Source organism: Mucilaginibacter gynuensis (assembly GCF_039541195.1).
GTDB classification, from domain to species: Bacteria; Bacteroidota; Bacteroidia; order Sphingobacteriales; family Sphingobacteriaceae; genus Mucilaginibacter; species Mucilaginibacter gynuensis.
In genome coordinates this window covers 54,093-78,256 of record NZ_BAABFT010000021.1, presented here as the reverse complement: position 1 = coordinate 78,256, position 24,164 = coordinate 54,093, and the positions used below count along the sequence as shown (strand labels likewise).

Annotated in this window: 22 protein-coding genes; 10 read left to right on the top strand and 12 right to left on the bottom strand. The window is 42.7% G+C overall.

The features are described 5' to 3' along the window. Positions 1-401 precede the first annotated feature (401 nt). Both ABD894_RS25300 and ABD894_RS25295 read left to right on the top strand, forming a co-directional pair. Positions 402-1,718, top strand: a complete 1,317-nt coding sequence (locus ABD894_RS25300) for an MFS transporter (protein WP_345213886.1) — start codon at positions 402-404, stop codon at positions 1,716-1,718. A gap of 104 nt (positions 1,719-1,822) precedes the next feature. Further along, positions 1,823-1,972 (top strand): hypothetical protein, encoded by a 150-nt coding sequence (locus ABD894_RS25295; protein WP_345213885.1) that lies wholly within the window; start codon positions 1,823-1,825, stop codon positions 1,970-1,972. A gap of 127 nt (positions 1,973-2,099) precedes the next feature. Here the strand turns inward: ABD894_RS25295 and ABD894_RS25290 are convergent, their stop codons facing one another. After that, the gene (locus tag ABD894_RS25290) at positions 2,100-4,982 is read right to left on the bottom strand and encodes a T9SS type A sorting domain-containing protein (RefSeq protein ID WP_345213884.1); all 2,883 of its coding nucleotides are present in this window, start codon (positions 4,980-4,982) and stop codon (positions 2,100-2,102) included. Between the two features lie 535 nt (positions 4,983-5,517). Between ABD894_RS25290 and ABD894_RS25285 the strand changes: the two genes are divergently transcribed. The 3 genes from ABD894_RS25285 to ABD894_RS25275 all read left to right on the top strand — a co-directional run bounded on the left by ABD894_RS25285 (position 5,518) and on the right by ABD894_RS25275 (position 8,969). Further along, on the top strand, positions 5,518-6,096 hold the full coding sequence (locus ABD894_RS25285) for a YceI family protein (RefSeq protein ID WP_345213883.1): 579 nt from the start codon (positions 5,518-5,520) through the stop codon (positions 6,094-6,096). 163 nt (positions 6,097-6,259) lie between these two features. Beyond that, a complete protein-coding gene (locus tag ABD894_RS25280) occupies positions 6,260-7,033 on the top strand; it encodes a DNA-formamidopyrimidine glycosylase family protein (RefSeq protein ID WP_345213882.1) in 774 nt (257 codons plus the stop codon). Between the two features lie 211 nt (positions 7,034-7,244). After that, entirely contained in the window at positions 7,245-8,969 is a 1,725-nt protein-coding gene (locus ABD894_RS25275) for a gliding motility protein RemB (protein WP_345213881.1), read from the top strand. Positions 8,970-9,560: 591 nt separating this feature from the next. Here ABD894_RS25275 and ABD894_RS25270 read toward each other — a convergent pair. The 3 genes from ABD894_RS25270 to ABD894_RS25260 form a co-directional block, all read right to left on the bottom strand. Then, a complete protein-coding gene (locus tag ABD894_RS25270) occupies positions 9,561-9,773 on the bottom strand; it encodes a hypothetical protein (protein ID WP_345213880.1) in 213 nt (70 codons plus the stop codon). A gap of 61 nt (positions 9,774-9,834) precedes the next feature. Then, positions 9,835-11,097: a metallophosphoesterase gene (locus tag ABD894_RS25265; RefSeq protein WP_345213879.1), complete on the bottom strand. Its 1,263-nt coding sequence runs from the start codon at positions 11,095-11,097 to the stop codon at positions 9,835-9,837. A 148-nt stretch (positions 11,098-11,245) separates the two neighbouring features. Further along, the gene (locus ABD894_RS25260) at positions 11,246-11,608 is read right to left on the bottom strand and encodes a hypothetical protein (RefSeq protein ID WP_345213878.1); all 363 of its coding nucleotides are present in this window, start codon (positions 11,606-11,608) and stop codon (positions 11,246-11,248) included. A gap of 381 nt (positions 11,609-11,989) precedes the next feature. On the opposite strand from ABD894_RS25260, the gene ABD894_RS25255 reads away from it, so the two are divergent. Next, positions 11,990-15,043 carry a glycosyltransferase family 117 protein gene (locus ABD894_RS25255; protein ID WP_345213877.1) on the top strand — a complete coding sequence of 1,018 codons (3,054 nt, stop codon included), beginning with the start codon at positions 11,990-11,992 and terminating at the stop codon, positions 15,041-15,043. A 202-nt stretch (positions 15,044-15,245) separates the two neighbouring features. Here the strand turns inward: ABD894_RS25255 and ABD894_RS25250 are convergent, their stop codons facing one another. The 7 genes from ABD894_RS25250 to ABD894_RS25220 all read right to left on the bottom strand — a co-directional run bounded on the left by ABD894_RS25250 (position 15,246) and on the right by ABD894_RS25220 (position 19,680). After that, a complete protein-coding gene (locus tag ABD894_RS25250; protein ID WP_345213876.1) occupies positions 15,246-15,797 on the bottom strand; it encodes a hypothetical protein in 552 nt (183 codons plus the stop codon). Positions 15,798-15,947: 150 nt separating this feature from the next. Next, a complete protein-coding gene (locus tag ABD894_RS25245; protein WP_345213875.1) occupies positions 15,948-16,403 on the bottom strand; it encodes a DUF983 domain-containing protein in 456 nt (151 codons plus the stop codon). Further along, complete coding sequence (locus ABD894_RS25240; protein ID WP_345213874.1) at positions 16,403-17,281, bottom strand: helix-turn-helix transcriptional regulator; 879 nt, start codon at positions 17,279-17,281, stop codon at positions 16,403-16,405. The genes ABD894_RS25245 and ABD894_RS25240 overlap by 1 nt, the downstream gene beginning before the upstream one ends. A gap of 118 nt (positions 17,282-17,399) precedes the next feature. Beyond that, positions 17,400-18,059, bottom strand: coding sequence for an MBL fold metallo-hydrolase (locus ABD894_RS25235; protein ID WP_345213873.1), 660 nt, complete (start codon positions 18,057-18,059; stop codon positions 17,400-17,402). 150 nt (positions 18,060-18,209) lie between these two features. Next, on the bottom strand, positions 18,210-18,854 hold the full coding sequence (locus tag ABD894_RS25230; RefSeq protein WP_345213872.1) for an HAD family hydrolase: 645 nt from the start codon (positions 18,852-18,854) through the stop codon (positions 18,210-18,212). A 79-nt stretch (positions 18,855-18,933) separates the two neighbouring features. Further along, positions 18,934-19,308: a VOC family protein gene (locus tag ABD894_RS25225; RefSeq protein WP_345213871.1), complete on the bottom strand. Its 375-nt coding sequence runs from the start codon at positions 19,306-19,308 to the stop codon at positions 18,934-18,936. Positions 19,309-19,341: 33 nt separating this feature from the next. Continuing rightward, a complete protein-coding gene (locus ABD894_RS25220; protein WP_345213870.1) occupies positions 19,342-19,680 on the bottom strand; it encodes a hypothetical protein in 339 nt (112 codons plus the stop codon). A gap of 126 nt (positions 19,681-19,806) precedes the next feature. Here ABD894_RS25220 and ABD894_RS25215 point away from each other — a divergent pair, with 126 nt between their 5' ends. Continuing rightward, positions 19,807-20,616, top strand: coding sequence for a hypothetical protein (locus ABD894_RS25215; RefSeq protein ID WP_345213869.1), 810 nt, complete (start codon positions 19,807-19,809; stop codon positions 20,614-20,616). Positions 20,617-20,631: 15 nt separating this feature from the next. Here the strand turns inward: ABD894_RS25215 and ABD894_RS25210 are convergent, their stop codons facing one another. Then, positions 20,632-21,423: a hypothetical protein gene (locus ABD894_RS25210; protein ID WP_345213868.1), complete on the bottom strand. Its 792-nt coding sequence runs from the start codon at positions 21,421-21,423 to the stop codon at positions 20,632-20,634. A 103-nt stretch (positions 21,424-21,526) separates the two neighbouring features. Here ABD894_RS25210 and ABD894_RS25205 point away from each other — a divergent pair, with 103 nt between their 5' ends. From ABD894_RS25205 to ABD894_RS25195, 3 genes are all read left to right on the top strand, one after another. Then, on the top strand, positions 21,527-22,249 hold the full coding sequence (locus ABD894_RS25205; RefSeq protein ID WP_345213867.1) for a hypothetical protein: 723 nt from the start codon (positions 21,527-21,529) through the stop codon (positions 22,247-22,249). A gap of 84 nt (positions 22,250-22,333) precedes the next feature. Then, positions 22,334-23,620 (top strand): hypothetical protein, encoded by a 1,287-nt coding sequence (locus ABD894_RS25200; protein ID WP_345213866.1) that lies wholly within the window; start codon positions 22,334-22,336, stop codon positions 23,618-23,620. A gap of 159 nt (positions 23,621-23,779) precedes the next feature. Further along, on the top strand, positions 23,780-24,016 hold the full coding sequence (locus ABD894_RS25195; protein WP_345213865.1) for a hypothetical protein: 237 nt from the start codon (positions 23,780-23,782) through the stop codon (positions 24,014-24,016). The last annotated feature ends 148 nt before the right edge of the window (positions 24,017-24,164 follow it).

Genomic DNA, 24,164 nt, shown 5'->3' with positions numbered 1-24,164 from the left:
TCAGCAAACGATAGGTCTGAAGATAGTTCCGCTTAAGGGTGAGGTCATTCGTGTTGATGCGCATGGTGACTAACTTTTTTTAAAGCTAATCTTGTTACCGAATTATATAACCTTTACAATTGCGAGGAACGAAGCAATCGCGAACTATACAAAGTGCCTCTGTAGGTCGGGGATTGCTTCACTGCGTTCGCAATGACGATGTTTTTACATTTACGCCCTCGCGTTAGTGATGGTAGCGGATACCGGCCTTGCGCATAATGCCTTGTGCGCGTATGAGCGTACAGCACGGGCCGAAGGCAACGCCCAAAAAGAAAAATCAAACCCCATCTACAGCAACGCCCTTAATACAGGCAACTTAATCAACACATTTATTTTTATCTTGCTCCAAATAAACCAACCCTATGAGCAACATAACCCACACACCTACTACTACTGCCGACAGGATACGATCTATCATAGGCGGCTCTATGGGCAACCTGGTAGAATGGTACGATTGGTATATATACTCCGCTTTTTCGTTGTACTTCGCAAAATCGTTCTTCCCTAAGGGTGATGAAACCGCGCAATTACTTGATACTGCCGGTGTATTTGCCATCGGCTTTTTAATGCGACCGATAGGCGGCTGGCTCATGGGCACCTTTGCCGATCGCCGGGGACGCAAAACAGCGCTCACCTTTTCGGTATTGCTGATGAGTGTTGGTTCGCTTATTATTGCCGTTATACCATCGTACGAAAAGATTGGCGTAGCAGCGCCTTTGCTGCTGGTTATCGCCCGTATACTGCAAGGACTTAGCGTAGGCGGCGAATATGGCACCAGCGCTACTTACTTAAGCGAAATGGCCAGCAAAAAGCATCGCGGTTTCTACTCCAGCTTTCAATACGTAACGCTGATTATGGGGCAGTTACTCGCATTGGGTGTACTGGTGCTTTTGCAGCGTGTATTTTTAACCGAAGAACAGCTCCATAGCTGGGGTTGGCGTATTCCGTTTGGTATTGGCGCCATGCTGGCCGTAATTACCATGTATCTGCGACGCAGTTTGCACGAATCGGCATCATTCTCACAAACAGAGGGCAAAAGCAAATCGATGCAGGGTACGCTAAGGGCTTTGGCACAGCACCCGAAAGCCGTGTTCACCGTTATTGGCTTAACATTGGGCGGCACAGTAGCCTTTTATACATTCACTACCTACATGCAAAAGTTTTTGGTGAACACCAGCGGTTTCAGCAAAAGCAACGCCACGCTGATATCAACCTTAACATTAATTGTTTTTATGCTGATACAGCCTTTGTTCGGGTGGATATCTGACAAGGTGGGCCGCAAGCCATTGCTCATTACTTTCGGCGTGCTGGGGACGCTTACTACCGTACCTATATTGACCGAACTTACCGATACGCACAGCGACTGGGCTGCCTTTTGGCTGATCATGCTGGCATTGGTGGTGGTGAGCAATTACACCTCTATTAACGCGGTGGTAAAGGCCGAACTTTTCCCGGCGCACATACGGGCATTGGGCGTGGGCTTTCCGTATGCTATAGCGGTATCGGTTTTTGGCGGCACGGCCGAGCTGATAGCCCTGAAGTGTAAGGACTTGCACCACCCTGAATGGTTCTTTTGGTATGTTACCGCCTGCATACTGGTATCGTTAATTATATACAGTACGATGAGCGACACCCGGAAATTTTCGAAAATTGAGGAAGAAGATCTACTTGAACCTTAATGAGATATGTGCTAAACTAAATTGTAACTGATCAATTACAATAACAGCGGTTAAACCCTGTGTGGCCTGGCAGCGTCATAGATGTATAATTTAATACTTATACAATGGACGCGAAACTAAACACTATAAAGGCCGATCTTTACAACGTATTTGTAGAGGGTAATGCCGACAGGCAACAATTAGCCAGGATATTCTTGTTATTATTTATACCCCTAATGAGTTTATACATTGCGGTAGGCAAAATGCCCTACTAAGCAAAACTCATGGCGATGGTTCATAGCTATAGATTTACCCCTAACTATAATACGCTATGAACCATCTGATAAAAGAAAACTGTGCCATGAGTAATCAACTATAAACATAAACACTTAGCAAAACTCTTTAGTTTGTTTTTATAACACGTTTTACGGTAACCTTGTCATCTTGTTTTATCACCACCAGGCAAACACCCATTGGCACCTGGCTTATATCGATGGTTTGCGAAAAATCTTCACCGGCCTTGGTGTATTTATGGCTGCTGTAAACCCTGCCTACCGATACATCTGACACGGTAATATTTACACTCTTGAAGTTCTTATTATTGAACGACACGTTTACATAACGCGCCGATGGATTAGGGAACAGTTTAATAGCATCAACCGCCAATGTATTGGCAATGGTATCAACCATAGCGGTAGCGGCCCTGTTATTATTACCTATCACCTTTTTGTTTGACATGATGGCGTTCATACGCAAACCGATCTTATTACCGGCAGGCATCACAATAATCGGCGTTTCGCTAACAGCGCGGGTTAGTATACCATTGGTGATTTTTACCTTGCCCGATACGATGGTGTTTTTACCAATAGTGGGTACACATATTAAAGCAGAATCGGTACCGAGGTTAAAGTTATAAGTGCCGGTACGGCCTTTCTCATCCGGGATCCAGGCGATGTAAGCTTGTTGCCCGTCGAGCTCGTAACGATCAACAATAGGGTCGCTATTCAGGGTTTCCTTGTAGCTGTATTTACCCATCAGTTTTTTCACCTGGCCAATAAAGTCGGCGGCAGGCTTGCGGCTGCGGTCCTGGTTCATTAAACCCGACGAACCGTATTGGATAGGGTTTTCGTAGTTATCATCATACATTTGGTAAAAGAAGATCCGCTCTACACCTGCACGTGCATATAATAACGACGAACGTAATATCCAGTCGGCCTGTGTTTGCAGTATGGTTTTCTTACCTATCGGGATAGCACGCATAGGGCTGTTAGGATTGGCATCGTAACCAACCTCGGTAACCCAAACCGGCATATCGTTAGCGTAATCGTGCGCTGCTTTTAAAAATTGCTTGGCTTTTTCAAAAGTGCCGCCTACTTCGGGAGCTACGCCCCTTGTTGGTACCGAGTTAGGGATCATTTGCGCATCGTGGCTGTACCAGTGATAGTTGATCACATCCCAGCAAAGGTTTACGGTACCATCGGCTTTGTAACCACGGTTCACTTTACACCACTCTACCATGGCGTGCAAATACTCCGGCGAAGCCGATGCCAAACCGGCCATTACTACCTTCATAGCAGGGTCGGCATTTTTTATACCTACACCCGGGCCCATGGTATTCTTATGCCCATCGTAAAAGGCCGACATATTAGCGGCATATTCAAACGCGGTTTGATAACCTTTACGGCCTTTCCACCATTTATCGCGTTCGTTATCGCACTCAATATATTTAATGTAGCCTAAACCAACCCTTACCTTATTAACCGGATCGGCATTCCAGCGCGGGGTTGAGTTAACGCTCAGCAGCGATTTATCTACTTTGGTATTATAACCATAACGTGCCGCGAACTGAAAACCAACCTTTGCCTGATCGATATACGAGGCCGGAAGCGAAAAATCGGCACCATACCTTACCGGTACGTTCTCGGCATCGCGTTCTGCTTCGGGATATGTCCTCAGCATCCAGTCGGGCAGGGTTTTTAAATCGGCTAGTACTTCTATACTTGAGTTTTTACAGGCCAAATACATAGCATCATAGCTCCAGCCGCCGCTGCGGGTTGGACTATAAGTATAGCTATCTTCTTCCGATTCCAGCTTTTGCCAGTCCATATAATGGCGCACGGCCGAAAAGGTTTTTACAGCGGTCATCCTATTGGTTTCCACGTTATCGGGATTGGCACCGTCCTCAAAATCCCACTCAAAGGCATTTACACCAAAGTAATTGTTCAGCGGGTATGATTTATCAGCAACCGAGTCATCAGGCGGTGGCGTTGTTTCGGGGCGGGATACACGCACATCGTACGCGCCATAAAATTCTATTTCGGTAGGGAACTGGTACCAGCAGTTGAGCACTATGTACTTAATGTTCTTAAATACGCTGTCGGTATAAAAATTGCCAACGTTATCGGGGTTAGGGCCTAACCATTTTTGATAGTATCCACCCTTATAAATACCTACCACACTGCGCTTACCGGTGCTATCAATTACCGATACCGTGAGCGGGAACGTACCCAAGCCTCCTGTACGGTTGTAGAATTTGAGCTTATAGATATCTATCTTTTCATTTTCCTTTACAGGATAGTAAGCATCGTAGTTATTAAATATTTTACCCCAGCCGGTATACACCTCGTTTTCGGTATTACCATCGAACATACCTTGTAACCCATCGCTCACGTTGTTTAGCTGGTACCACCTGTCAGACTCGATAGGAATTTTCACCAAGCCATCCGGCGTTTCGGTAGGTATTGTAGGATTGTTCGGTACTTGCACCGGTGCTTCGGGCTGCACATCAACGGCAGTTGGCGCGTTTGTATCCTCGGTACCAAAGGCGAATATTTTTTGGGGGATGTTATTGCTGTATTTATGGATCACTATACCATCGGCCTCAACAGGTGTTTGCAGGTTGATATACTGGAATATTTTATAACCAGGCCCGGTGAATATACCCAGGAAGGTTTTAGTGGTATCTTTTATAGCGTAAATTTCGGCAGGCTTATCATCAAATACGCCGGTGTAGTCGTAAAATTTTAACTGGCTTATTTTGCTGCGGTACTTAAAGCGCAGTTTAACATCAACGTATACAAAGTTATTTTGCCATGCTTCCTGTACCAGGGTATCCAGGTTATCATCCAACCATGGCGAGTAATCCTGTCCGGTGTTTTGACTTGGGGTTATCTGTACAAACTTCAGCCTGTTTTGGGCATCGGCGGTGCCAAATGCAATTACTGCCAGGATAAGTAAAACAGCCTTTTTAAGCGAAGCTGAAGAATAAGTAAAGCACTGTCCCATACATCGATAGTTACGGACCCAATAATTTGCAGTTCAATTTATGGTAGCATGTAAACCAATATTGAGTACGGTAGTATTGAGCCTCTTGATTAATTAGAGTGATTGTTATACGGCTCATGCAATAGCTTTGTTACAAAGCTGCCAAACTCGCATCTAATATATTGGTTTGTTGCAATTTAAGTAATAGGTTATTGTAATTAGTACACTATTTGTATAACAGTGTGTGAAGTAAAATAAAAACGATTTACCACTTGTGGCCTAAAAATTGTTAGGCCACCACTCCTTTAAAGAATATATTTTGCACGTAGCAATGTTCATAATATTTCTTAATAGCCTAAGCATCAAAACAAAACTTACAAAATGACTATCCGGATACTTTAAAAGCCAATAAAAGTCGATAGGTTTGGTAGCATTTCTCATAATTTCGTCAAAATAGATGTTTAAACAACTATTTTTATTTGATATATAAATCAGTTAGATACCTTTGCAGCATTAAACAATACAAAAGTTAAACACAAACAAAAAACAAAAGAAGATGAAGAAGACAATCATGCTATTAGCAGCCGCCATTTTAGTAAACACGGCCGTTTTCGCGCAAACCACCTGGAACCTTGATAAGGCTCACGCTAACCTTAAATTTACTGTTACCCACTTATTGGTATCAGATGTTGACGGTAGCTTTAAAGATTTTGACGCTACAATTGTTAGCAGCAAACCAGATTTTAGCGATGCTAAATTCAGCTTTACAGCACAAACTGCTTCAGTAAACACTGAAAACGAAAAAAGAGATGGTCACCTGAAAAGCGCTGACTTTTTCGACGTAGAAAAATTCCCTACAATTACTTTCGCAAGCACAAGCATTAAAAAAGTTGCCGATAAAAAATACAAAGTAACCGGTAACTTAACCTTACATGGTACAACTAAAGTGGTTACTTTAGATTTATGGTACCGCGGCACTATTGTTAACCCAATGAGCAAAGCTGACGATGCAGGTTTCCAGGTAACCGGTACTATCAAACGTTCTGATTTCGCTTTCGGTACTAAATTCCCTGCTGCTGTAGTTAGCGACGAGGTTGAAATTAAAGCTAACGGCGAGTTCGGTAAAGGTAAATAAGCCAAAAACTACAATAATCATAACAAAAAAACGCCCGGGTATTCCCCCGGGCGTTTTTTTGTTTGTGCCAAGCCGCACAACACCGTCTTATTAAATCCGGGGCATATTAATAATACAATTGAGATAAACCTTTTATCTTTGTTAACCTATAAAAAACAAACCAATGCCCGAACTACCAGACCTACAGGCTTTCAGCCATAACTTAGATAAACGCTTAGCCGGCAAAACCGTAAAAGATGTTAAGGTTACCAGCGCAAAACTTAATGTATCACCCGAAGAATTAAAGGATACACTTGACGGACAGAAGATCAAAAAAATATATCGCGAAGGCAAAGAACTCCACATTGAGTTTTCAAAAGGTGATGTGTTAGGCCTGCACCTGATGCTGCATGGCAAACTATTTTTATTTGAAGGCGATAACGAAAACAAATACAGTATTATAGACATCCTCTTTACTGACAATACCGGACTTACGCTGACCGATTTTCAGAAGATGGCTACCCCTACCCTCAATCCAGAAAAAAAGGAAGCGCCGGATGCCCTGGCCGATAGTGCCGATGCCGATTTTTATAAAGAAACGCTGGGCAAAACGAAAACCAATGTAAAAACCATCCTGCTCGATCAGCATATCGTCAGGGGGATTGGTAATGCTTATGCCGACGAAATTTTATGGCATGCCGGGATATCGCCGTTTTCCGTTGGCAATAAAATACCGACCGATAAAGTAAAAGCATTGGCCAAAGCAATTAAGGAGGTACTTACCGATGCCGAAAAACAGATCCTGAAAAAGCATCCGGATATTATTAATGGTGAAGTGCGCGATTTTATGCTGATCCATAACTCGAAAAAAACGCACAGCCCCAACGGTGTCGAAATACAGGTTAAAGCAGGCAGCCGCAAAACATATTATACCGACGAGCAAGAGTTGTACAAATAGTATAGCTAAAAAAGCTGTCATTGCGAGGAACGAAGCAATCGCGAACTATACAGAGTGGCTCTGCAAGTAGGGGATTGCTTCGTTCCTCGCAATGACGCGATCTATGAATAATGTTATTCCATACCATCGCCAAGTACAGTACAATTAAAATGAACACCTTTGTGTAATTTTGGTTACTTAAATATTTATCTTGTCCCAATAATTATTGCGCATGCAAAAAACTTACGCTAAAAACCTATGCAAGTTGGCTTTAGCGAGTGCGGCCTTATTGCTAACAGCAACACAAGGCTACTCGCAAACAGAACAATTGCCCTATCAATACCAGCTTTATCAAAAATTTAACGCCGATGTTTATTCGGTAAAAAATACGGCGCATACTGCGTTAAAGCCTTTGTTTATTGATAGCACCCTGCAACAACGCTATAATGAGTTGATGGACCTTAATAAGCGCCACGAGAAATGGTTTGCCGAGGGCATTTTCACCATGCATAAAAGCTGGGCAGGCCGTAAGCTTTTTGATGAACACCTGATACAGGTGAATGATAAGGATTACACTTTTTACTTCGATGTATTAAGCGAAAATATACTGGGCCACGATTTGAAAGAAAGTTCGGCCGAAGCACATTCCGCTTATCCTAATGATAAAACCATCACCTTTGCACCGTTCGGGGCCATCCTTAAATCGCGTATTGGTTTAAATACCCGTGGTTTTCAACTGGGTGGTACCATTGGCAAAAAGTTTTCTTTTTACACCAGCGGTTACGAAAACCAGGCGAAGTTCGCTCGTTATTATGATCAGGAGATCAACGGTACCGGCATTGTACCGGGCCAGGCGTTCGATCGTAAATTCGGCCGTGCCCGCACAAAAGATTGGTCGTATGTAACGGCGGTAATGTCATACATGCCTATTAAAGAACTTACCCTAACATTAGGGCAGGACAAAACCTTTATCGGCGATGGTTACCGCTCGCTCTTCCTGTCGGATTATGCATCTAATTACCCGCTCTTCAGGGCTACTGTAAACCTTGGGCCGTTCCAATACATGGCCATGTGGGCTTACATGCAAGATTATAAGGCTACCCGTTTCGATAGCTTTGGCGCCACCCGCCGCAAGTGGGCCGCTTTCCACTACCTCGACTGGAACATAACCAATCGTGTATCACTCGGCTTATTTAATGCCTATATGGCTGCCGAGGCCGATGTAAATGGCGAGGGTGCAGGCTTTGATGTAAATTATTTCAACCCGCTATTCTTCTCAAGTTCAATCGGCCCATCAAAACAGCCGGGAAATTCCATAGCGGGTATCAGCGGAAAATATAAGTTTATTGATAAGAACGCTATTTACGGGCAGTTAGTGATAGACCGTTTTAAAGCCAGCGACTTTTTCAACAGCAAAAACGGCGACAATACCAATGGCTGGCAATTAGGCGTTCGCGGAGCCGATCTGTTCGGGGTGCGTAACCTTAATTACCTTGCGGAGTACAATACAGTTAAGCCATACACCTATAGCCATCCGGATGGGTTTACTACCTTTACCCAACTTGGTGAGCCGCTGGCGCATCCTTACGGGGCAAATTTTAGGGAGATATTGGGAATACTGAACTATACCATAGGCAACTTTGATTTTCAGGGCCAGGTGATCCACGCCAAATACGGACTTGATGCAAGCGGTACAGACGCGCTTAATTACGGTAAGGATATTAACAAGCCGTTTACACCGGCACAAGGTGCAACTACCTCAGTTGGCCAGGGTATCAGCACAACCATGCAATATGCAGAGGGAACCATATCATACATGGTGAACCCTAAATACAACCTTCGTTTAGAGGTTGGCGCGCTTTATCGCCACGAGAAGAATGCTTTGGCTACCAACAACACCATGCTGCTTACTTTAGGTATCAGAAGCAGCTTCAGAAACTTATATCACGATTTTTAATCAGTAGCGGCATCGCCGCATAAAAAAGAAAAACCCTGCACAGCGCTGTGCAGGGTTTTTCTTTTTTAAAGACACACTAAGCTGTAAATCAGTCTGGATGACTTACAACCAAGTAATTTAAATTACCTGTTCTTTTTGGTAGTGTCCTTTTTAACAGTGTCTGTTTTAGTTGTAGTCTTAGTTGTGTCTTTTTTAGGAGTTGTCTGTGCAAATGTTCCTACTGTAAAAGCTGATAGTATCAGCACGCTCATTAACTTCTTCATAGTTTCTGAATTTAGTTTTTGTGTTAATTATAGATAAACAATTCATAACTATAACGCAACAGAAAGCATGTTGTTGTAAATATTTTTCACTTTACCGATTTACTTCTACCGACTTACAACTTAACTCTCTAAAAAACAGAAACTTATGGTCGTTAATTTTTTTTGAAAAAAACCCTCATTTGTAGCTTAAAAAGGCACTTTTATAATTCATCAGGTATTAAAAAAGGCTGAACAAGCTGAATAAAAGCCCTGTTCAGCCTTAAAATTGATCGCCGTTTACCATACACGGCAGAAACAAAAAAAGCGGCACTTAAAGTACCGCTTTCTATTATATTTTTATCACCTTGCCATTGGGCTTCGGCTTTTCATCGCCGCCCGGCTTGGGGATGGCTTTAACAATTGCTATGAGCGCGCCTGCCATAATACCTAATGTTTTAAGGCCGAACTTTACAAAGGGTTTCATCTCGTGCCAAAGCGTTCCGCTTTTATCTTTTTCAACCTCAATTGGGTTGCCATGCTGATCAATATATTTAGTTGCCATAATGTTAAATAGTTTATAACTAAATAAGCATCAAAGCATAGTATTGTTTTAACCGAGCCAATTATGCCTGCCGGCGAAGTTCAATAACGGTGACCTCGGGCCATATCCCCAACCTGCCCGAAAATGCCAAAAAGCCGAAACCACGGTTAACATATAAGTTGCGGTCGTTAATGGTCATGAGGCCTGCCCAATCGAGGTAGCGGTTTTGCACCGGGCTCCAGCGGAAACCTGCTGTTTCAACCCCGAACTGCGCGCCATGCGTATGGCCTGATAAGGTAAGCTGTACCTTCTTTTTGTGATAGCGCACTTTCTCTTCCCAATGGGTAGGATCATGCGAGAGCAGTATCGTAAAGGCATCGTCATCCACACCATGCAACGCCTTATCCAGATCACCTACCTGTATAAAACCACGCCCCCAGTTTTCTACCCCGGCCAGCACTATTTTTTGTCCGCCTTTTTCCAATTCTATATGTTCGTTAAGCAACAGGCGATAGTCCATTGCCTTATGGTGTTGCTTTAACTTATCCAGGTTGGCGTTTTTTGCCGCTTCGCTCTCCCACTCAATATAGGTGGCATAATCGTGGTTCCCTAATATGGAGAATTGCCCATAAGGCGCTTTGATCTGCTTAAAGCGGTCAATGTAGGGTTCAATTTCGTCGGCCATGTTGTTTACAATATCGCCGGTAAAAACAAACAGGTCGCTTTTTTGCGCAATGGCCATATCTATCCCCTTTTGCATGGCTTTGGTATTATCAAAACTCCCCGAATGGATATCGGATAATTGCGTAATGGTAAAACCATCGAAAGCTTCGGGCAAATCTTTAAAATAGACGATATGCCTGTGCAGCTTATAATCATACTTTCCCCTGAACATAGCGTAAAAGAAACCGCTGAAAGGTATTGCGGCTAAAAACACCGCCAGCTCGCTGATAAATTTACGCCTGGCCGGGAAGTAAGGCCGCGTTTGTTGCCCTTCCGGCTGACCGACATTGCGGGCTACACCCTTTACAAAGCGCCCCAGATCGCCCAGTGAAAGCACTATGATAAATACCAGTTTAGTTACAAAAAAGGTAAGGAAGATACTTAACGACCACTCGTGAAAGTGATTAAGGCCGTGGTTAAGATCGGTAAAGCTAAAGCCGCCGATGAATACCAGCGTAACCGCTATAGATATTATGAGATAGCCCCATAGCACTAATTTGCGTGCCCAAGCGGCTTTCCAGCCTGTGGTTATCGTTTTAAGGCCATTATATATATACCAATCAAGCACTAAGCTGATGGCTGCCAGTATTAAGAACATTTTAAAGAAACCGCCTCTGCGCATATAGTAGAGTTAATGTTGCAATTTAATTAACAAAAAATAATTAGAGCGTAAAAATTGCCCGCTGTTACATATCATAAAAATAATGCCCCGATCACTTCACGTGCCGGGGCATTACGAATTATTGAAAAATTATCGATCTGTTACTTGTTTAGTCACGGTAACGGCCGTGATTGTTGTGGCCGTGGCCATGATATTTTACCTGGTGATAGTTGCCCCTGTAATAAGCCGGACGGTTTACCACTACTGTTCTTGGACGATAATAATTGGGGCGGCCATAATAAACCGGACGATTTACCACTACTACCCTACGCTCGTAAACGGGACGGTGATAAACTATAGGGCGGTTAACCACTACTACCGGGGCGGGCTCTTCGTAATAAACCGGCGCAGGTTCATAATAACGTACCGGGGTACCTATGGTAGCGCTGATTCTTATTTGGGCGCTGGCTTGTTGTATGGCACCCAAGGCTAAAACTACTGTTGCAATTGTTAATACTTTTAAAGTTTTCATAGTGTTATCAGTTTAATAAAAAAAGCAACTACCGGCACACCTCACATCAATCAACCGGGCCTCTTAAACTCTCAAACCCTACCGGTAGCTGCTTTATTATTAAACTATAAAAACACGCCAGGGTTTAATTGCCTGTGTTTTTTGTTGTAAGTTGTGAGTTGTAAGTTGTGAGTGAGGAAGGTAAAAGCTGAAAGGCAAAAGCTAAAAGCGAAAGCTGAAAGGTAAGGCGGCACTCACTCACTCACTCACTCACTCACTCACTCACAACTTACAACCCACAACTTACAACCCAAGCATTCTGTTAAAATTTGTTAACAAAAATCCTTTTAAGTTAAAAAAGATGATATTTACGGCATTGGAAAAACTTTTACTCTTATTACAATGCCTTACAATAAAATTAACAACCTTTTGGGTTGGTTATGCTTCGTAATAGCAACGCTAACGTATACGTTAACATTAGAACAATCGGTTAGCTTTTGGGATTGCGGCGAGTTTATCTCCTGCGCTTATAAGCTGGAAGTATCGCACCAACCCGGTTACCCGCTGTTCGCTATGATAGGCAAGGTTTTTTCTTTATTGTCATTCGGCGATGTAACTAAAGTAGCATATTTCACAAATCTGTGTTCGGCAATTGCCAGCGGTGCGACGGTGATGTTCCTCTTTTGGACCATCACTGCGCTGGCCAAAAAACTCACCACCAATCGCGGCGAGGCTGTTGAAAGTTCCAAACTGATCAGCATTATGGGTGCCGGTTTGGTTGGCGCGCTTGCCTTCGCTTTTTCCGATACGTTTTGGTTCTCGGCGGTTGAAACCATCGTTTTCGCGCTATCGGCCTTATGTATATCGCTGGTATTTTGGGCTATTTTAAAATGGGATGCCCATGCCGATGAAGCAGGCTCTGATAAATGGCTGGTGTTCATCGCTTATGTAATGGGTTTATCAATCGGTATCCACCTGCTAAACCTGCTTACCATACCGGCCTTAACTATGGTTTACTTCTTCCGTAAATCGAAAAACATCAACATAAAAAGTGGTTTACTGGCATTCCTTACAGGTGTAATTCTGCTGGTATTTGTGCAGTATGGTATTATACAATACACGGTAAAGTTTAGTGGCTGGTTCGATTTCTTTTTTGTGAACACACTGGGCATGGGCTTCGGTACCGGCGCTATCGTTTTTTTCGCCCTGCTGATCGGTTTTGTGGTTTGGGGTATTCTGTATAGCATCCGCAAACGCAAATACTTTATGAACCTGGCCTTTCTGTGCCTTACCTTTTTATATGTAGGTTATAGCTGCTTTTCGTATGTACCCATCAGGGCTACGGCAAACCCTACCCTTAACAACAGCCACCCCGACAATGCCTTTACTTTGGCCGGTTATCTTAACCGTATACAATATGTGCCAAGTCCGCTATTGTACGGCCCGTATTATGATGGTAAGGCTATCGACCAAAAAGAGGGCGAAACTTTATACCGTAAAGGCGATAAAAAATACGAGGAAACAGGTAAAAAGCAGATACTGGTTTATGATCATAATACCATATTCCCGCGTATGTTCAGTAACGACGGGCAGGATCCGCTTTTTTATCAGCAATGGATGCAGATGCCCGAGGGCCATACGCCAAACTTTGTTGATAACATGGGCTTTATGTTCAGCTGGCAGATATACCAGATGTATTTCAGGTACTTTTTATGGAATTTTGTCGGCCGCTACAATGAAATGGACGGCCAAACCAGCATGGCCGGTATTGACGGCAACTGGACATCGGGAATATTTGACAGCGGTAAGCATCTGCCCAAAACCGTTACCCATAATGTAAACTACATGCCGCTTTATGCCCTGCCGCTTATTATCGGTTTAATAGGCATGGTGTATCATTATAAACGCAGAAAGCGCGATGCACTGGTAGTAACCCTGCTATGGTTCTTTTTAGGGATAGCTATTGTACTTTATGTAAACCAGCCCTCTATACAGCCGCGTGAACGTGATTACTCGTATGTAGGTTCTTTTTATGCCTTCGCGATATGGGTTGGCTTGGGTGTGGTAGCCATTGCCGATGCTATTAAAAAATGGCTTAATGCTAAGAACGCGGCTATTGTGGCCACGTCGATCAGCCTGCTGGCGGCACCCGCGTTAATGGCTAAGCAGGAATGGGGCGGCCACGACCGCTCAACTAAACTTACCGCGCACGATATGGCTTATAATTACCTGATATCGTGCCCGCCAAATGCTATCTTGTTTACTTATGGCGATAACGATACTTACTCGCTTTGGTACCTGCAAGAGGTAGAAGGTGTTAGGCTTGATGTGCGCTTGGTGAATCTGAGTCTATTTACCGCCGACTGGAGCGTAAGGCAAATGCAGCGCAAACTCAATAAATCTGAGCCATTGCCTATTACCATGCCTTACAGCAAATACAAAGATGGCACCCGTGATATTTTGGCTTTCAGTGATGCCGGCATACCGGGCTCGGTAGAGGTGAAAGATGTGTTTGACTTTGTAACGTCGGACGATCCGCGTACGCATGTGGAATACCAAAGCGGCGCTTCATCAAACTACCTGCCTACCAAGCATTTTAAGCTTACCGTTAATAAAGATGATGTGATTAAAAACGGTGTGGTATCGCCCGAGCAGCAAAGCATGATCACCGACACCATTAAGTGGACATACAACTCTAACATTATGCTGAAGAACAATTTGGCAATGATAGATATTTTGGCTCACAACAACTGGAAAAGACCATTTTGCCTGGCCGTTACTTCGGGTTTATCAAATATTATAGGGCTTGATCAATACATGTACAAAGAAGGTTTTGTGTATCGTTTACTGCCTTTAAAGCCCGATACTTCGGTTAAGCACCAATCTACCAAAACCAATAGCCTGGTGATGTATAACACCATCATGAACAAGTTTAAGTTCGGTAATTTTAAACGTGCTAAGTACCTGGATCAACAGTCAATCACGCAATTCTACTCGGCCATGACAGTTACATTTTTCGACCTGGCCACGAACCTGCAAGCTGAAGGACGTAACGATATGGTGGTTAAACTGCTGCATAAATATGACGATGAAATGCCGGAAGCGCAGTTTCCGTACGTGGATATAGCAGCCAATAAATCGTACATGGCCGAAATTGCTTACCGCGCTAAAGATTTTAAACTGGGTAATAAAATGATCAACACTATTGATGATTACCTTACCGACCAGATAGACTATAACCACTACCTGCTGCAAAATAACGGTTCGACATTTGATTTACGTACGGTACGCTTCGGTGTACACATCATAGACAAAATGGCCGAGCTTGCCCGTGCAGGTAACCAACTCGCTTTAGCTAATAAACTGGATAACCAAAGCAAAGATTACCATACCAAATTTGCCGGTGTTATAAGTAACATTAATGAAGATGACGGGGACGCGCCGGTGGAGGAGTAACTTGAGTTGAAGGTTGTGTGTTGTGAGTTGTAGGAAATAAAACACTTATCGATGACCAATTTAGACTTACGAAGTTTTAAAAACTTCGTAAGTCTAAATCATGCAAAAGAGTGGCAAAATTCTGCTAATTCTTAGATTCTATAAATTCAGGTTCAGACAATTCAGGTCCAGACAATCCAGGTTCAGACAAAAAACCCGACTCTTATTTCTTCACCAACACATTAAAATCAACACCGGCTACAGGCATTTTTTTCCAGGTGTCTATTTCGTAATGATAGGTACCACCGTTGAAAAGGCCGATGGAGAAACTCATTTCGGCACCGCCACGGTTGTTTAACCACTCTATGGCTACCAGTATATCGCCGCTGGCGGTAATGTTGTATGGTTCAAGGTTAACCTCAACCCTTTGTTTGCCGGGGATTATTTGGCCTATGATCTCTTGCGTTACCAGGTTTTTACCGGGTGTTACATCTTTAAACGGATACACGTTCACTTTAAACTTTACGGTATCGCTGCGGGTATTATTAGCACCGAAATCAAGCTTTAGCAACTGAACCGGCTTTTTGCCTGCATCCATCTTAATGGCCACCTGATCGCCTTTTTTAACAGCAAAGGTACTATTGCTCGATCCGTTGCGAGGCTTATTGCCAATGCGTTTGGTTTTATATTGTGCCTGCGCGCCAAATGCTAAAAACAACATTGCGGCAGCCAGCAAAAGCTTTGTATTGGTTTTAAAAGATAATAGTGTATTCATGGGTAATAATTAAAGGGTTTGTACATGGGGTAGACGATAGCCAACGCCCATTGGTTGCAAACAACATTAATTATTTTTACAACAAAGGCGCTTGAGGATGATTTTGCTCATCCGCCAAACGCCTTTAGTTTCTTGTTCTATAGCTGCCTATTAAGCCTGTGCCAATTTATTATTGGTAGTATTATCAGGGGTATGATCGTGAGATAACTCGGGCCTGTAATGCAAACCGGGGGTTAACCAGTACAGCAGCACCACGCGCGAATACCTGTAATTAAATGGTGATAACACCAATATCGATCCTAATAGAATAGCTACATATAACCACGGAGAATTTGAACCGGTAAGTATATAGGTACCGACAGCCAGTGTAACCATTTGCGCAACGTTCATGGCGTAGCTTACAAACATGGCTACATAAAAGTATCCCGGTTCACGTTCGTAGGTCATGCCGCAATGCGGACACGTTTTGTGCATTTGCTGACCGCTTAGGCTGTAAGTACTGTTTGCAAACATATCGCCCTTGCGGCAACGCGGGCATTTTGCCTGTATTGCTGCTTTTAATACCGGTACACGATCTTCGTTGTGGTGATGAGCTTGAGTTTCCATTATTTATAAATTAAATTGTTCTTTCTAAATTCGTCGGGGGTTAAGCTTACCTGCTTCCTGAAAAAGCGTGTAAAGTAGGAATTATCAGTAAAATTGAGCTGTCCTGCTATATCAGCAATGGTAAGGTTTTGATTGATGAGCAAACGCTTGGCCTCCAATACCACCCGGTTGCGGATTACCTCCCCTGCCGACATCCCCAAAATATCATTACACAACGCATTTAAATGATTGGGGGTGATATACAATAGCTCGGCATAATCTTTCGGCAGTTTTAATTTGCTGAAGTTCTGCTCTATCAGTCGCTGAAAGTTTTTAAGCAAGGTTTGATTATAACTTGGCGCGGTGGCTTTAGCAGTACCGGTATGCAGGCGTGTAAGTTGCGTAAATAGCTGAACCATCAGCACCCGCACCATATCTAAACTCAGGTTATCGGGCTTGTCGTTCTCTTTTACAATAGCCTCCATAATGGCGCGTACAGCTGCCAGCTCTGCTTCGGTTAAGTTAATTACCGCGTCGTCAATGTTACCGCTAAAAAAGGGCAGGGTTTCAGGGTAATCGGCCCTTAACAGGTACGAGTTGAAAAAGGCCGGCGAAAAGTTGATGATATAACCATCCATAGCATCCTCAAAATCCCAGCTGTGCACCTGGCCGGGAATCATAAAATAGATTTGCCCGGTTTGAATTTCAAATCGTTTAAAGTCTATAGCGTGGCTACCCTTGCCTTCGGTAAAAAGTACCAGGTGATAAAAGTTATGCTTATGCGGAAAGTGCAGGTTCTTATGCTGGTCGAGATAGTGCCCGAAACGGTCTATCTGAAGGTCGTGCTGTTGCTGTTCAGACAGGGTGCAGATATCATAAACCGGAAATCCCTTTTTCATACTACAAAAATAGATGGTATTTTACCATTATCAATGGTAGTAAACAGGGCCGTTATGGTACTTTTTATCGATTATGATATTTACAGCGATAAAATCAACATATTCCTAAAAGGAGTTGTCAGATAGTTACACTATCACCAACCTTGTATATTTCATGAAACTGAATCCCCTGCTGCTCAAAGTGCCTTTTGTAATTTTGATAGCGTTGTTTAACAAAAAACTCTTTTGCGTAGCCGTCATGTACAGGAAGGATCTGTTTGGGCTGAATTTTATCGGCAAAGGAGGCTATCTTTAACTCATTGGCGAAAGGGGCCATGGTTACCAATAACAATAGTTCAACACCTTTATAAGGCAGCAGTTCATCATTCAGCGAATCAACGCCATGCAGTACCTTATCATTGATCAGGAAGCCGGTCATCTGCGGTATCGGGTTATCCAGCAATGGCTCGTGCGTTACCGGGAATGCCTTCAGCTTAAACGGACCGATGTTCAGATCGCCTTCCGCTATCAATTCAAACGGTAAACCGGCCTTTGTAAGTTGTTCGCCTACCTGCGCGTTGGTGTATACTTTGGCATTATTGAGGTCAACAATACTTTTGAGTATTTCAAGGTCGAAATGGTCGGGGTGGATATGGGTAATGATAATGCTTTGCACATCGGCAAACATGGGCGCCGTAACCTCGCCACCGGCAAAAGAAAACTTACCCGGATCAAACAACAGCTTATAACCATCCTGCTCAAACACAAGGCAGGAATGCAGGTATTTTGATATCTTCATCGTGTTTTTTTTACTATGTAAAAAAGAGAGGCAAGAGTTAAGATGCAAGAGTCAGGAGGCAAATTCTATCTTATTTCTTAACTCTTGCATCTTAATTCTTGATTCTCAACTCTTGCACCTTGATTCTTGACTCTTAACTCTTGCTTCTAATTAAAGTATCTCTACCAACTCATCCAGTCCGTCAATAGTAGCAATTTGCCCTTCGTCTACCTTGCCAAAACCGTATGAGGCAAAAATGAAAGGCACGCCTGCTTTCACAGTAGCTTCGTAATCGCCCTGGGTATCGCCTATATATACAGGGGCTTTCAGGTTGAAATCGGCCACAACATCTTTAATATTTTCGTGCTTGGGCTGCCCTTTTGTGCCGAAGCATTGGTAGCCGGTAAAATACTTTTGCATTTTACCGTGCTCAAAAAACACTTCAGAATAACCGCTTTGACAATTGCTTACCAAAAACAACTGATACTTGCCTGCAAGGTAGCTCAGCGCTTCTTCCAGGTGCGGATACAGATCGCCGCCTAAATTATTCAGCGTGTCAATTTCATATACCGCGCATTTACTCCTGAAATCGGCCCGAAGCTCATCGTTCAGGTACGGAAACAGTTTTTCAAATATGCTGGTATACGTAAGCCCTGTTATGGAACGAACATGCTGTTGGGTAATATCGTCGTTAATATAATCAACCTGTTGCTTTGCATTTTGCCACGCTACCGCAACGGTAGCCGTACTATCCCAAAGGGTGCCATCAAGGTCAAAAATTATACTATCGAACTTATTTTTTAGTGAAGTAGCCATAATGTGTAAAAGCTGCAAAAGTAGCCTTTTAAAGCGCAATCATCATTATTACGCGCATACATACCATGTAAATTTATAACTATGGCAGCTTAAACTCCGGGTTGTAAATAAGCCCAATGCTGTTTCCCCAGGGATCTTTCACTTCGGCCACTACAATTTCGCCGCCTACATTTTGCGGACTTTCCACTTCTTCGGCACCAAGAGAGATCAACCTGTCGTATTCGCTTTGTATATCGGTTACTCCCCAATAGGTTACCACGTTATTGCCTTTATCGTCTGCCGGTTGTTCATCGGGCTGCAAGCCCAATTCATAACCTGCTATATTGAAGCCTACATAAAAAGGCTCGTCAAAATATGGTTCTGTGTTAAAAGCACCTGTATACCACTGTTTGGCGGCATCAATATCGGTAACTTTATAAATAGTGGTTCGTAGGCCTAAAAATGAAGTTGGCATAGTCGCGATAGATTTTTGTTTAACACAAATATATTAATACTGCCACATCCCCGGCGATTCGCGATAATGATTTATATGATCAACAATCTCGCGGATCTCTTTCAATTCAAGTTCGCGGCTGCCATCGGCTACATAGCTAAATACTCGCCCCGGCGTTTCTACAGTAATATGGCCAAGGTAACTCGGGTCAATCTTTTTTTCGAGCAGCAGTTCGCTCTCTTTTTCTGATTGATTATTGTTGCCTTCGAGGCCTTCATCAATATAAATATTATAGGTGTAGGTTAAAACCGGGTGCCCATCTACGTGTGCCTCTGTATCCGGAATTATCATAACCGGCAATGAGCCGCCAACGGTGAAATAAATGGGTACCATGTTACTTATCAATAGGTTGAGTGAACTATTACAATATGGCCAACAGCTAAAATGTTTGCATCGGGTTAAAATTTTTAATCGACATTTTGTACCTTTGCACCGCTTTATCATAATTACAATACCAACATGCGCAAGTTTATCCTTTTCATTGTTTTTGCCACAGCATTTACGGCCTGTAAAACTGATGAACTGGTTGATTTGAGCCAAAAACCGCCGGTTGATACCCAACCGCTCCCACCCGACGACAATACTAATACCGGTGCAAAATTTTTAGTAACTACTATAGCAGCCTTTGACGATGCCGCTAAAACCGGCCCAAACGATACCGCCTGGGTATACCATTACCAATACGACCGCAACAGGAATATCACCAAGCAGGTACACTACAGCGCCAAGGATAATTTAACTACCATACACGTTTTTGTTTACGATACCGATGACAACCTGGTAAGGATAGATTTGCTTGACCATGATGTAGCCACCGTAGTTTATGAGATAGCCTACCAAAACGGCAAACCCAATTCATCAACCTTTTACGATGAAGCCATTATGAAACCCGCCACCAGTTATGAGGTTGACGGCAATAACGTAACTGCTGTAACTAATGATAAAGGGGAACGGGTAACCTTATTTTACAACGCGGGCAATTTGGTTAAAAGGCAAAACAAATCGGCTAACCACTCTTTAGTATATGGTTTCGGTACCAAAAACGGACCATTCTCGGCTTCGCCTTTTAAATGGGGCGTACTGGAAAGCATGAATATAATGCCCGCCCACAACAAAAACGAAGTTACTGAAGAAACTACCATTGACGCCTCGGGCACGCACGTAACCAAATACGCCTATAAATACAGCAAAGCTAATTACCCCTTAACACGTAGTGTTGTAAGCGATAGCAAAAAGACGGTTGTTTACGCTTACGAGGAAGCTAAATAGATTTTAAACAAGCCACTAATACTTAAATTTATACAATTCCTTTATCGGTTGATTTTGCAGGTATACGTTTTCGGTGCCCAACTCGCGCAATAGGTTATCAGTTATTGTAATTGTATATTTTAAAGAGCCATCCTTAATATCACCATTATAACTGCTGAGGTGTTGCGGCAATTGCTTTAATCCGGACAAAACAGTAGCGTCAAAGTTAATATAACTTTTAAACGGAATTTCGAGTACTAACGGGTCAACTTTTACGGCATCATTGTAATCATCAACTTTATAATAAAAACTTCCACCGGTATCGTCAGTGTATGTAATTTTACTTACCAGGTTAGCAGCATTATAATTGTAGCTATAAGTATAATAGCGTTGATAAGGGCTACCGGGATCGGATATTATTTTAGTTTGTACTACTTTGCCCCCTGCATCATACTTGTACTCATAAGCCATGGATTTACTGGGGACTTCAAATTTCTTATATCCACGCGTTCTTTCCTTACGTGTTAACTGGCCTTGCTGGTTATAGGTATAAGAAACGCTATCAAGCGTGGTAATCATGTTATTAATTCTCCCGCCATTATCATAGCGAAAAGTTTCGGTTTCGCTATACGAGGCTGATAGGTATGGCAAGTATCTCCTTTCACTTACCCTGCCGGCATCATCATATATAAATATGACCCGGTTACCATTTTCATCAGTAATTTCTTTTACATTGATGGTTTTGACAGGCTTATCGTTTTTATCTTTCTTACAAGAAGAAAAAACAACCGTGAAGACAAGTAAGCAAATAGTACAGTAGAATTTCATTTTAATACAATGACAAGGCATTTAGCAACAGTAAATATACATTTTAACCCGAAAAGCAAAATAGCTATATTTATCAAAAATTTACTGCTGAACCTGCACACGAATGAAAAAATCACTTTTTTTTGCCATGGTGATACTATTTACAGCCTGCAAAAATTCTGATACCCGCCCCACCATATCAACCATTTTGCAAGGTGATTATCAAACCATAACTACTGCCGAACTTGAGCAACCTGTAATGTTTACGTCCTCAGAGAAAATAACAGATCAAGCACGTATAAAAGAATACATTAGCAGACGAAAAACCAACGTATTCAACTTCACTTCGGGCACCGAAACCAGCAACCTGCCCGTAATAAGTATAGCTTTCAAAGCGGAAAAAAAGGTAAGCATACGTCAGCAGCAAAATAATGGCATTGCGGCTATTTATCAGTTTAACGGTAATATATACCGCCAGGATGATGCTGATATTTATATCAAAAAGCCGATACCGGATACGCTCAGCTATGCTACCGGTACTATTATTTTTGGCGGATCCGGTGGTTCAATTACATTAGGGAAAATAGATACCCGTATGACCTGCGTACAGGCGGGGTATCATGGCACTATATGCACCTACACGCCATCACTGGTACTCAATATAAAAAAAGGCAGCCTTTATGTACCTCTGCTTACTTATGATGTTTATCAGCGCAGAGAATTTTCTATGAGTACTTACACAGCAACCAATCAGCCCGTAAGTTTAAACCCCGATATAATCAGCGAACTTACCTCTGGCGATACCGTAGTGGTTCAGCAGAAGTATCTGAAGCTGGAGAAAAAATAATTCACCCGTCAATGAGGTAGGGCCATTATATAAGCAGATACTAAAAATCATTATATTGCTTGTGTATTAACCCATTACCTCACAATGCAAAACACAGTTACCGAATCTGCTTACTGGCCGCTGTATAAAAAAGTGGCATTCCGTTTTTCGCTGATCTTCTTTTTGGCTTTTGTAGTATTGAATCCTAACGGGGTGTTGCTGGATGCCCTTCATGTTTATTATATACAGCCCGTGCACTCACTTGTTGTATGGAGCGGCGCGCACTTGCTGCATTTGCCAAAGCCCATCACGATTTTTACAAACGGTAGCGGCGATACCACTTATGATTACCTCATTATACTGCTTATATCTGTAACGGCAGGTGCCGGAGCATTAATATGGTCGGTATTAGACAGGCGTGTACGAAACTACAATAACCTGTTTTACTGGCTGCTGGTGGTGGTACGATACTATGTAGCCATTAGCATGATCAGCTATGGCTGTGTAAAGATCATCAAGCTACAATTTCCGGGGCCAACGCCTTCACGCCTGCTGCAATCGTATGGCGATTCATCGCCCATGGGCTTGGCCTGGACTTATATTGGCTACTCCACAGGCTTTAACATTTTTACCGGCCTGGCCGAGTTTATTTGCGGCATATTCTTGTTCTTCAGGCGCACTACAATTATGGGGGCCTTGCTGGGTTTAGTAGTAGCGGGTAATATAATGGCCATTAATTACGCGTATGATGTACCGGTTAAAATAGTATCTACCGTGCTTTTTGTAATGTGCCTGTTTATACTTTCAAAAGACGCAGGCAGACTTATCAACCTGCTTGTACTTAACAAACCCGCACTTGCGGCAAACATGGCACCGCATACCTTTAAACGCCGCTGGAAGAATATTACCTTATGCGTTATTAAATATGTGTTGGTGATTTACATCGTTGTATCTAATTTTTACGGGGACTGGGAGGCGCGCAGTCAATATGGCGAAACGGCCAAGAAACCGCCATTTTATGGCATTTACAATGTAGAAAGCTTTATACGGAACAAGGACACCATAGCCCCGCTAAAAACCGACAGCACCTGCTGGCATAAATTAATAGTGAGCTACCCCGGATATGCACAGGTGAAAATGACGAACGACAGTATTAGTGGTTACGGGATGACGGTTGACACGCTAAAGCACACTATAAAAATGGAATTATACGGCAGTAACGGAAATGTTACATATTTTAACTACACCGAAAAGAAGCCCGATCTGCTCTTGTTACAAGGAAACCATAATAATAGTGTTTTGCAGATAAAACTCCGAAAATATGATCTAAACAATTTCATACTGTTAAGAAGAGGTTTCCATTGGGTTAACGAATATCCTTACAACCGGTAGCTATATTAACTTATACTTCATATCTCATAAATGTATACCGTGAAAACACGGTGTACATAGCGGGGACAATCACCCATTTTAAGCAAAGTGAAATTTTATTATATTAATTACAACAATTTATTGTATATATTTGTAATGTAATAACAAACACTATTGTTTATGGAAGATATAGCAAAATTCAGAATATTTTTGAGCTTCCCTTTAATAGGCCTGCTTATACCAAATTTAGGTTTGTTTTTAACTGGTTCCCCTGCAGGGAGCATTCATCCAAGCCACATCACTATCGCTGTTACATTATTAATTTGCATTGGCGTTTTAACGGTTGGCATGGAATTGCACAAACGCAAACACGGTGTTACCACCAACACTGATGGTACCCCTGCTTTCGATTTGTAAGCAGTAAAAACAATTACGATACTAACAACGGGATAAACCCATAAAGTTTATCCCGCACAATAAGCTGTGGTATATATGGCTTGATATTATACCTATGCAACATCACCTGCAAAAGCTGTTGCTGAAAACCTAAGTAAACACAATAAAA

Bases quoted from the DNA above. Each gene is read 5' to 3' on its own strand.
- ABD894_RS25300 (WP_345213886.1), top strand. From the start codon at position 402: ATGAGCAACATAACCCACACACCTACTACTACTGCCGACAGGATACGA.
- ABD894_RS25295 (WP_345213885.1), top strand. From the start codon at position 1,823: ATGGACGCGAAACTAAACACTATAAAGGCCGATCTTTACAACGTATTT.
- ABD894_RS25290 (WP_345213884.1), bottom strand. From the start codon at position 4,982: ATGGGACAGTGCTTTACTTATTCTTCAGCTTCGCTTAAAAAGGCTGTT.
- ABD894_RS25285 (WP_345213883.1), top strand. From the start codon at position 5,518: ATGAAGAAGACAATCATGCTATTAGCAGCCGCCATTTTAGTAAACACG.
- ABD894_RS25280 (WP_345213882.1), top strand. From the start codon at position 6,260: ATGCCCGAACTACCAGACCTACAGGCTTTCAGCCATAACTTAGATAAA.
- ABD894_RS25275 (WP_345213881.1), top strand. From the start codon at position 7,245: ATGCAAAAAACTTACGCTAAAAACCTATGCAAGTTGGCTTTAGCGAGT.
- ABD894_RS25270 (WP_345213880.1), bottom strand. From the start codon at position 9,773: ATGGCAACTAAATATATTGATCAGCATGGCAACCCAATTGAGGTTGAA.
- ABD894_RS25265 (WP_345213879.1), bottom strand. From the start codon at position 11,097: ATGCGCAGAGGCGGTTTCTTTAAAATGTTCTTAATACTGGCAGCCATC.
- ABD894_RS25260 (WP_345213878.1), bottom strand. From the start codon at position 11,608: ATGAAAACTTTAAAAGTATTAACAATTGCAACAGTAGTTTTAGCCTTG.
- ABD894_RS25255 (WP_345213877.1), top strand. From the start codon at position 11,990: ATGCCTTACAATAAAATTAACAACCTTTTGGGTTGGTTATGCTTCGTA.
- ABD894_RS25250 (WP_345213876.1), bottom strand. From the start codon at position 15,797: ATGAATACACTATTATCTTTTAAAACCAATACAAAGCTTTTGCTGGCT.
- ABD894_RS25245 (WP_345213875.1), bottom strand. From the start codon at position 16,403: ATGGAAACTCAAGCTCATCACCACAACGAAGATCGTGTACCGGTATTA.
- ABD894_RS25240 (WP_345213874.1), bottom strand. From the start codon at position 17,281: ATGAAAAAGGGATTTCCGGTTTATGATATCTGCACCCTGTCTGAACAG.
- ABD894_RS25235 (WP_345213873.1), bottom strand. From the start codon at position 18,059: ATGAAGATATCAAAATACCTGCATTCCTGCCTTGTGTTTGAGCAGGAT.
- ABD894_RS25230 (WP_345213872.1), bottom strand. From the start codon at position 18,854: ATGGCTACTTCACTAAAAAATAAGTTCGATAGTATAATTTTTGACCTT.
- ABD894_RS25225 (WP_345213871.1), bottom strand. From the start codon at position 19,308: ATGCCAACTTCATTTTTAGGCCTACGAACCACTATTTATAAAGTTACC.
- ABD894_RS25220 (WP_345213870.1), bottom strand. From the start codon at position 19,680: ATGGTACCCATTTATTTCACCGTTGGCGGCTCATTGCCGGTTATGATA.
- ABD894_RS25215 (WP_345213869.1), top strand. From the start codon at position 19,807: ATGCGCAAGTTTATCCTTTTCATTGTTTTTGCCACAGCATTTACGGCC.
- ABD894_RS25210 (WP_345213868.1), bottom strand. From the start codon at position 21,423: ATGAAATTCTACTGTACTATTTGCTTACTTGTCTTCACGGTTGTTTTT.
- ABD894_RS25205 (WP_345213867.1), top strand. From the start codon at position 21,527: ATGAAAAAATCACTTTTTTTTGCCATGGTGATACTATTTACAGCCTGC.
- ABD894_RS25200 (WP_345213866.1), top strand. From the start codon at position 22,334: ATGCAAAACACAGTTACCGAATCTGCTTACTGGCCGCTGTATAAAAAA.
- ABD894_RS25195 (WP_345213865.1), top strand. From the start codon at position 23,780: ATGGAAGATATAGCAAAATTCAGAATATTTTTGAGCTTCCCTTTAATA.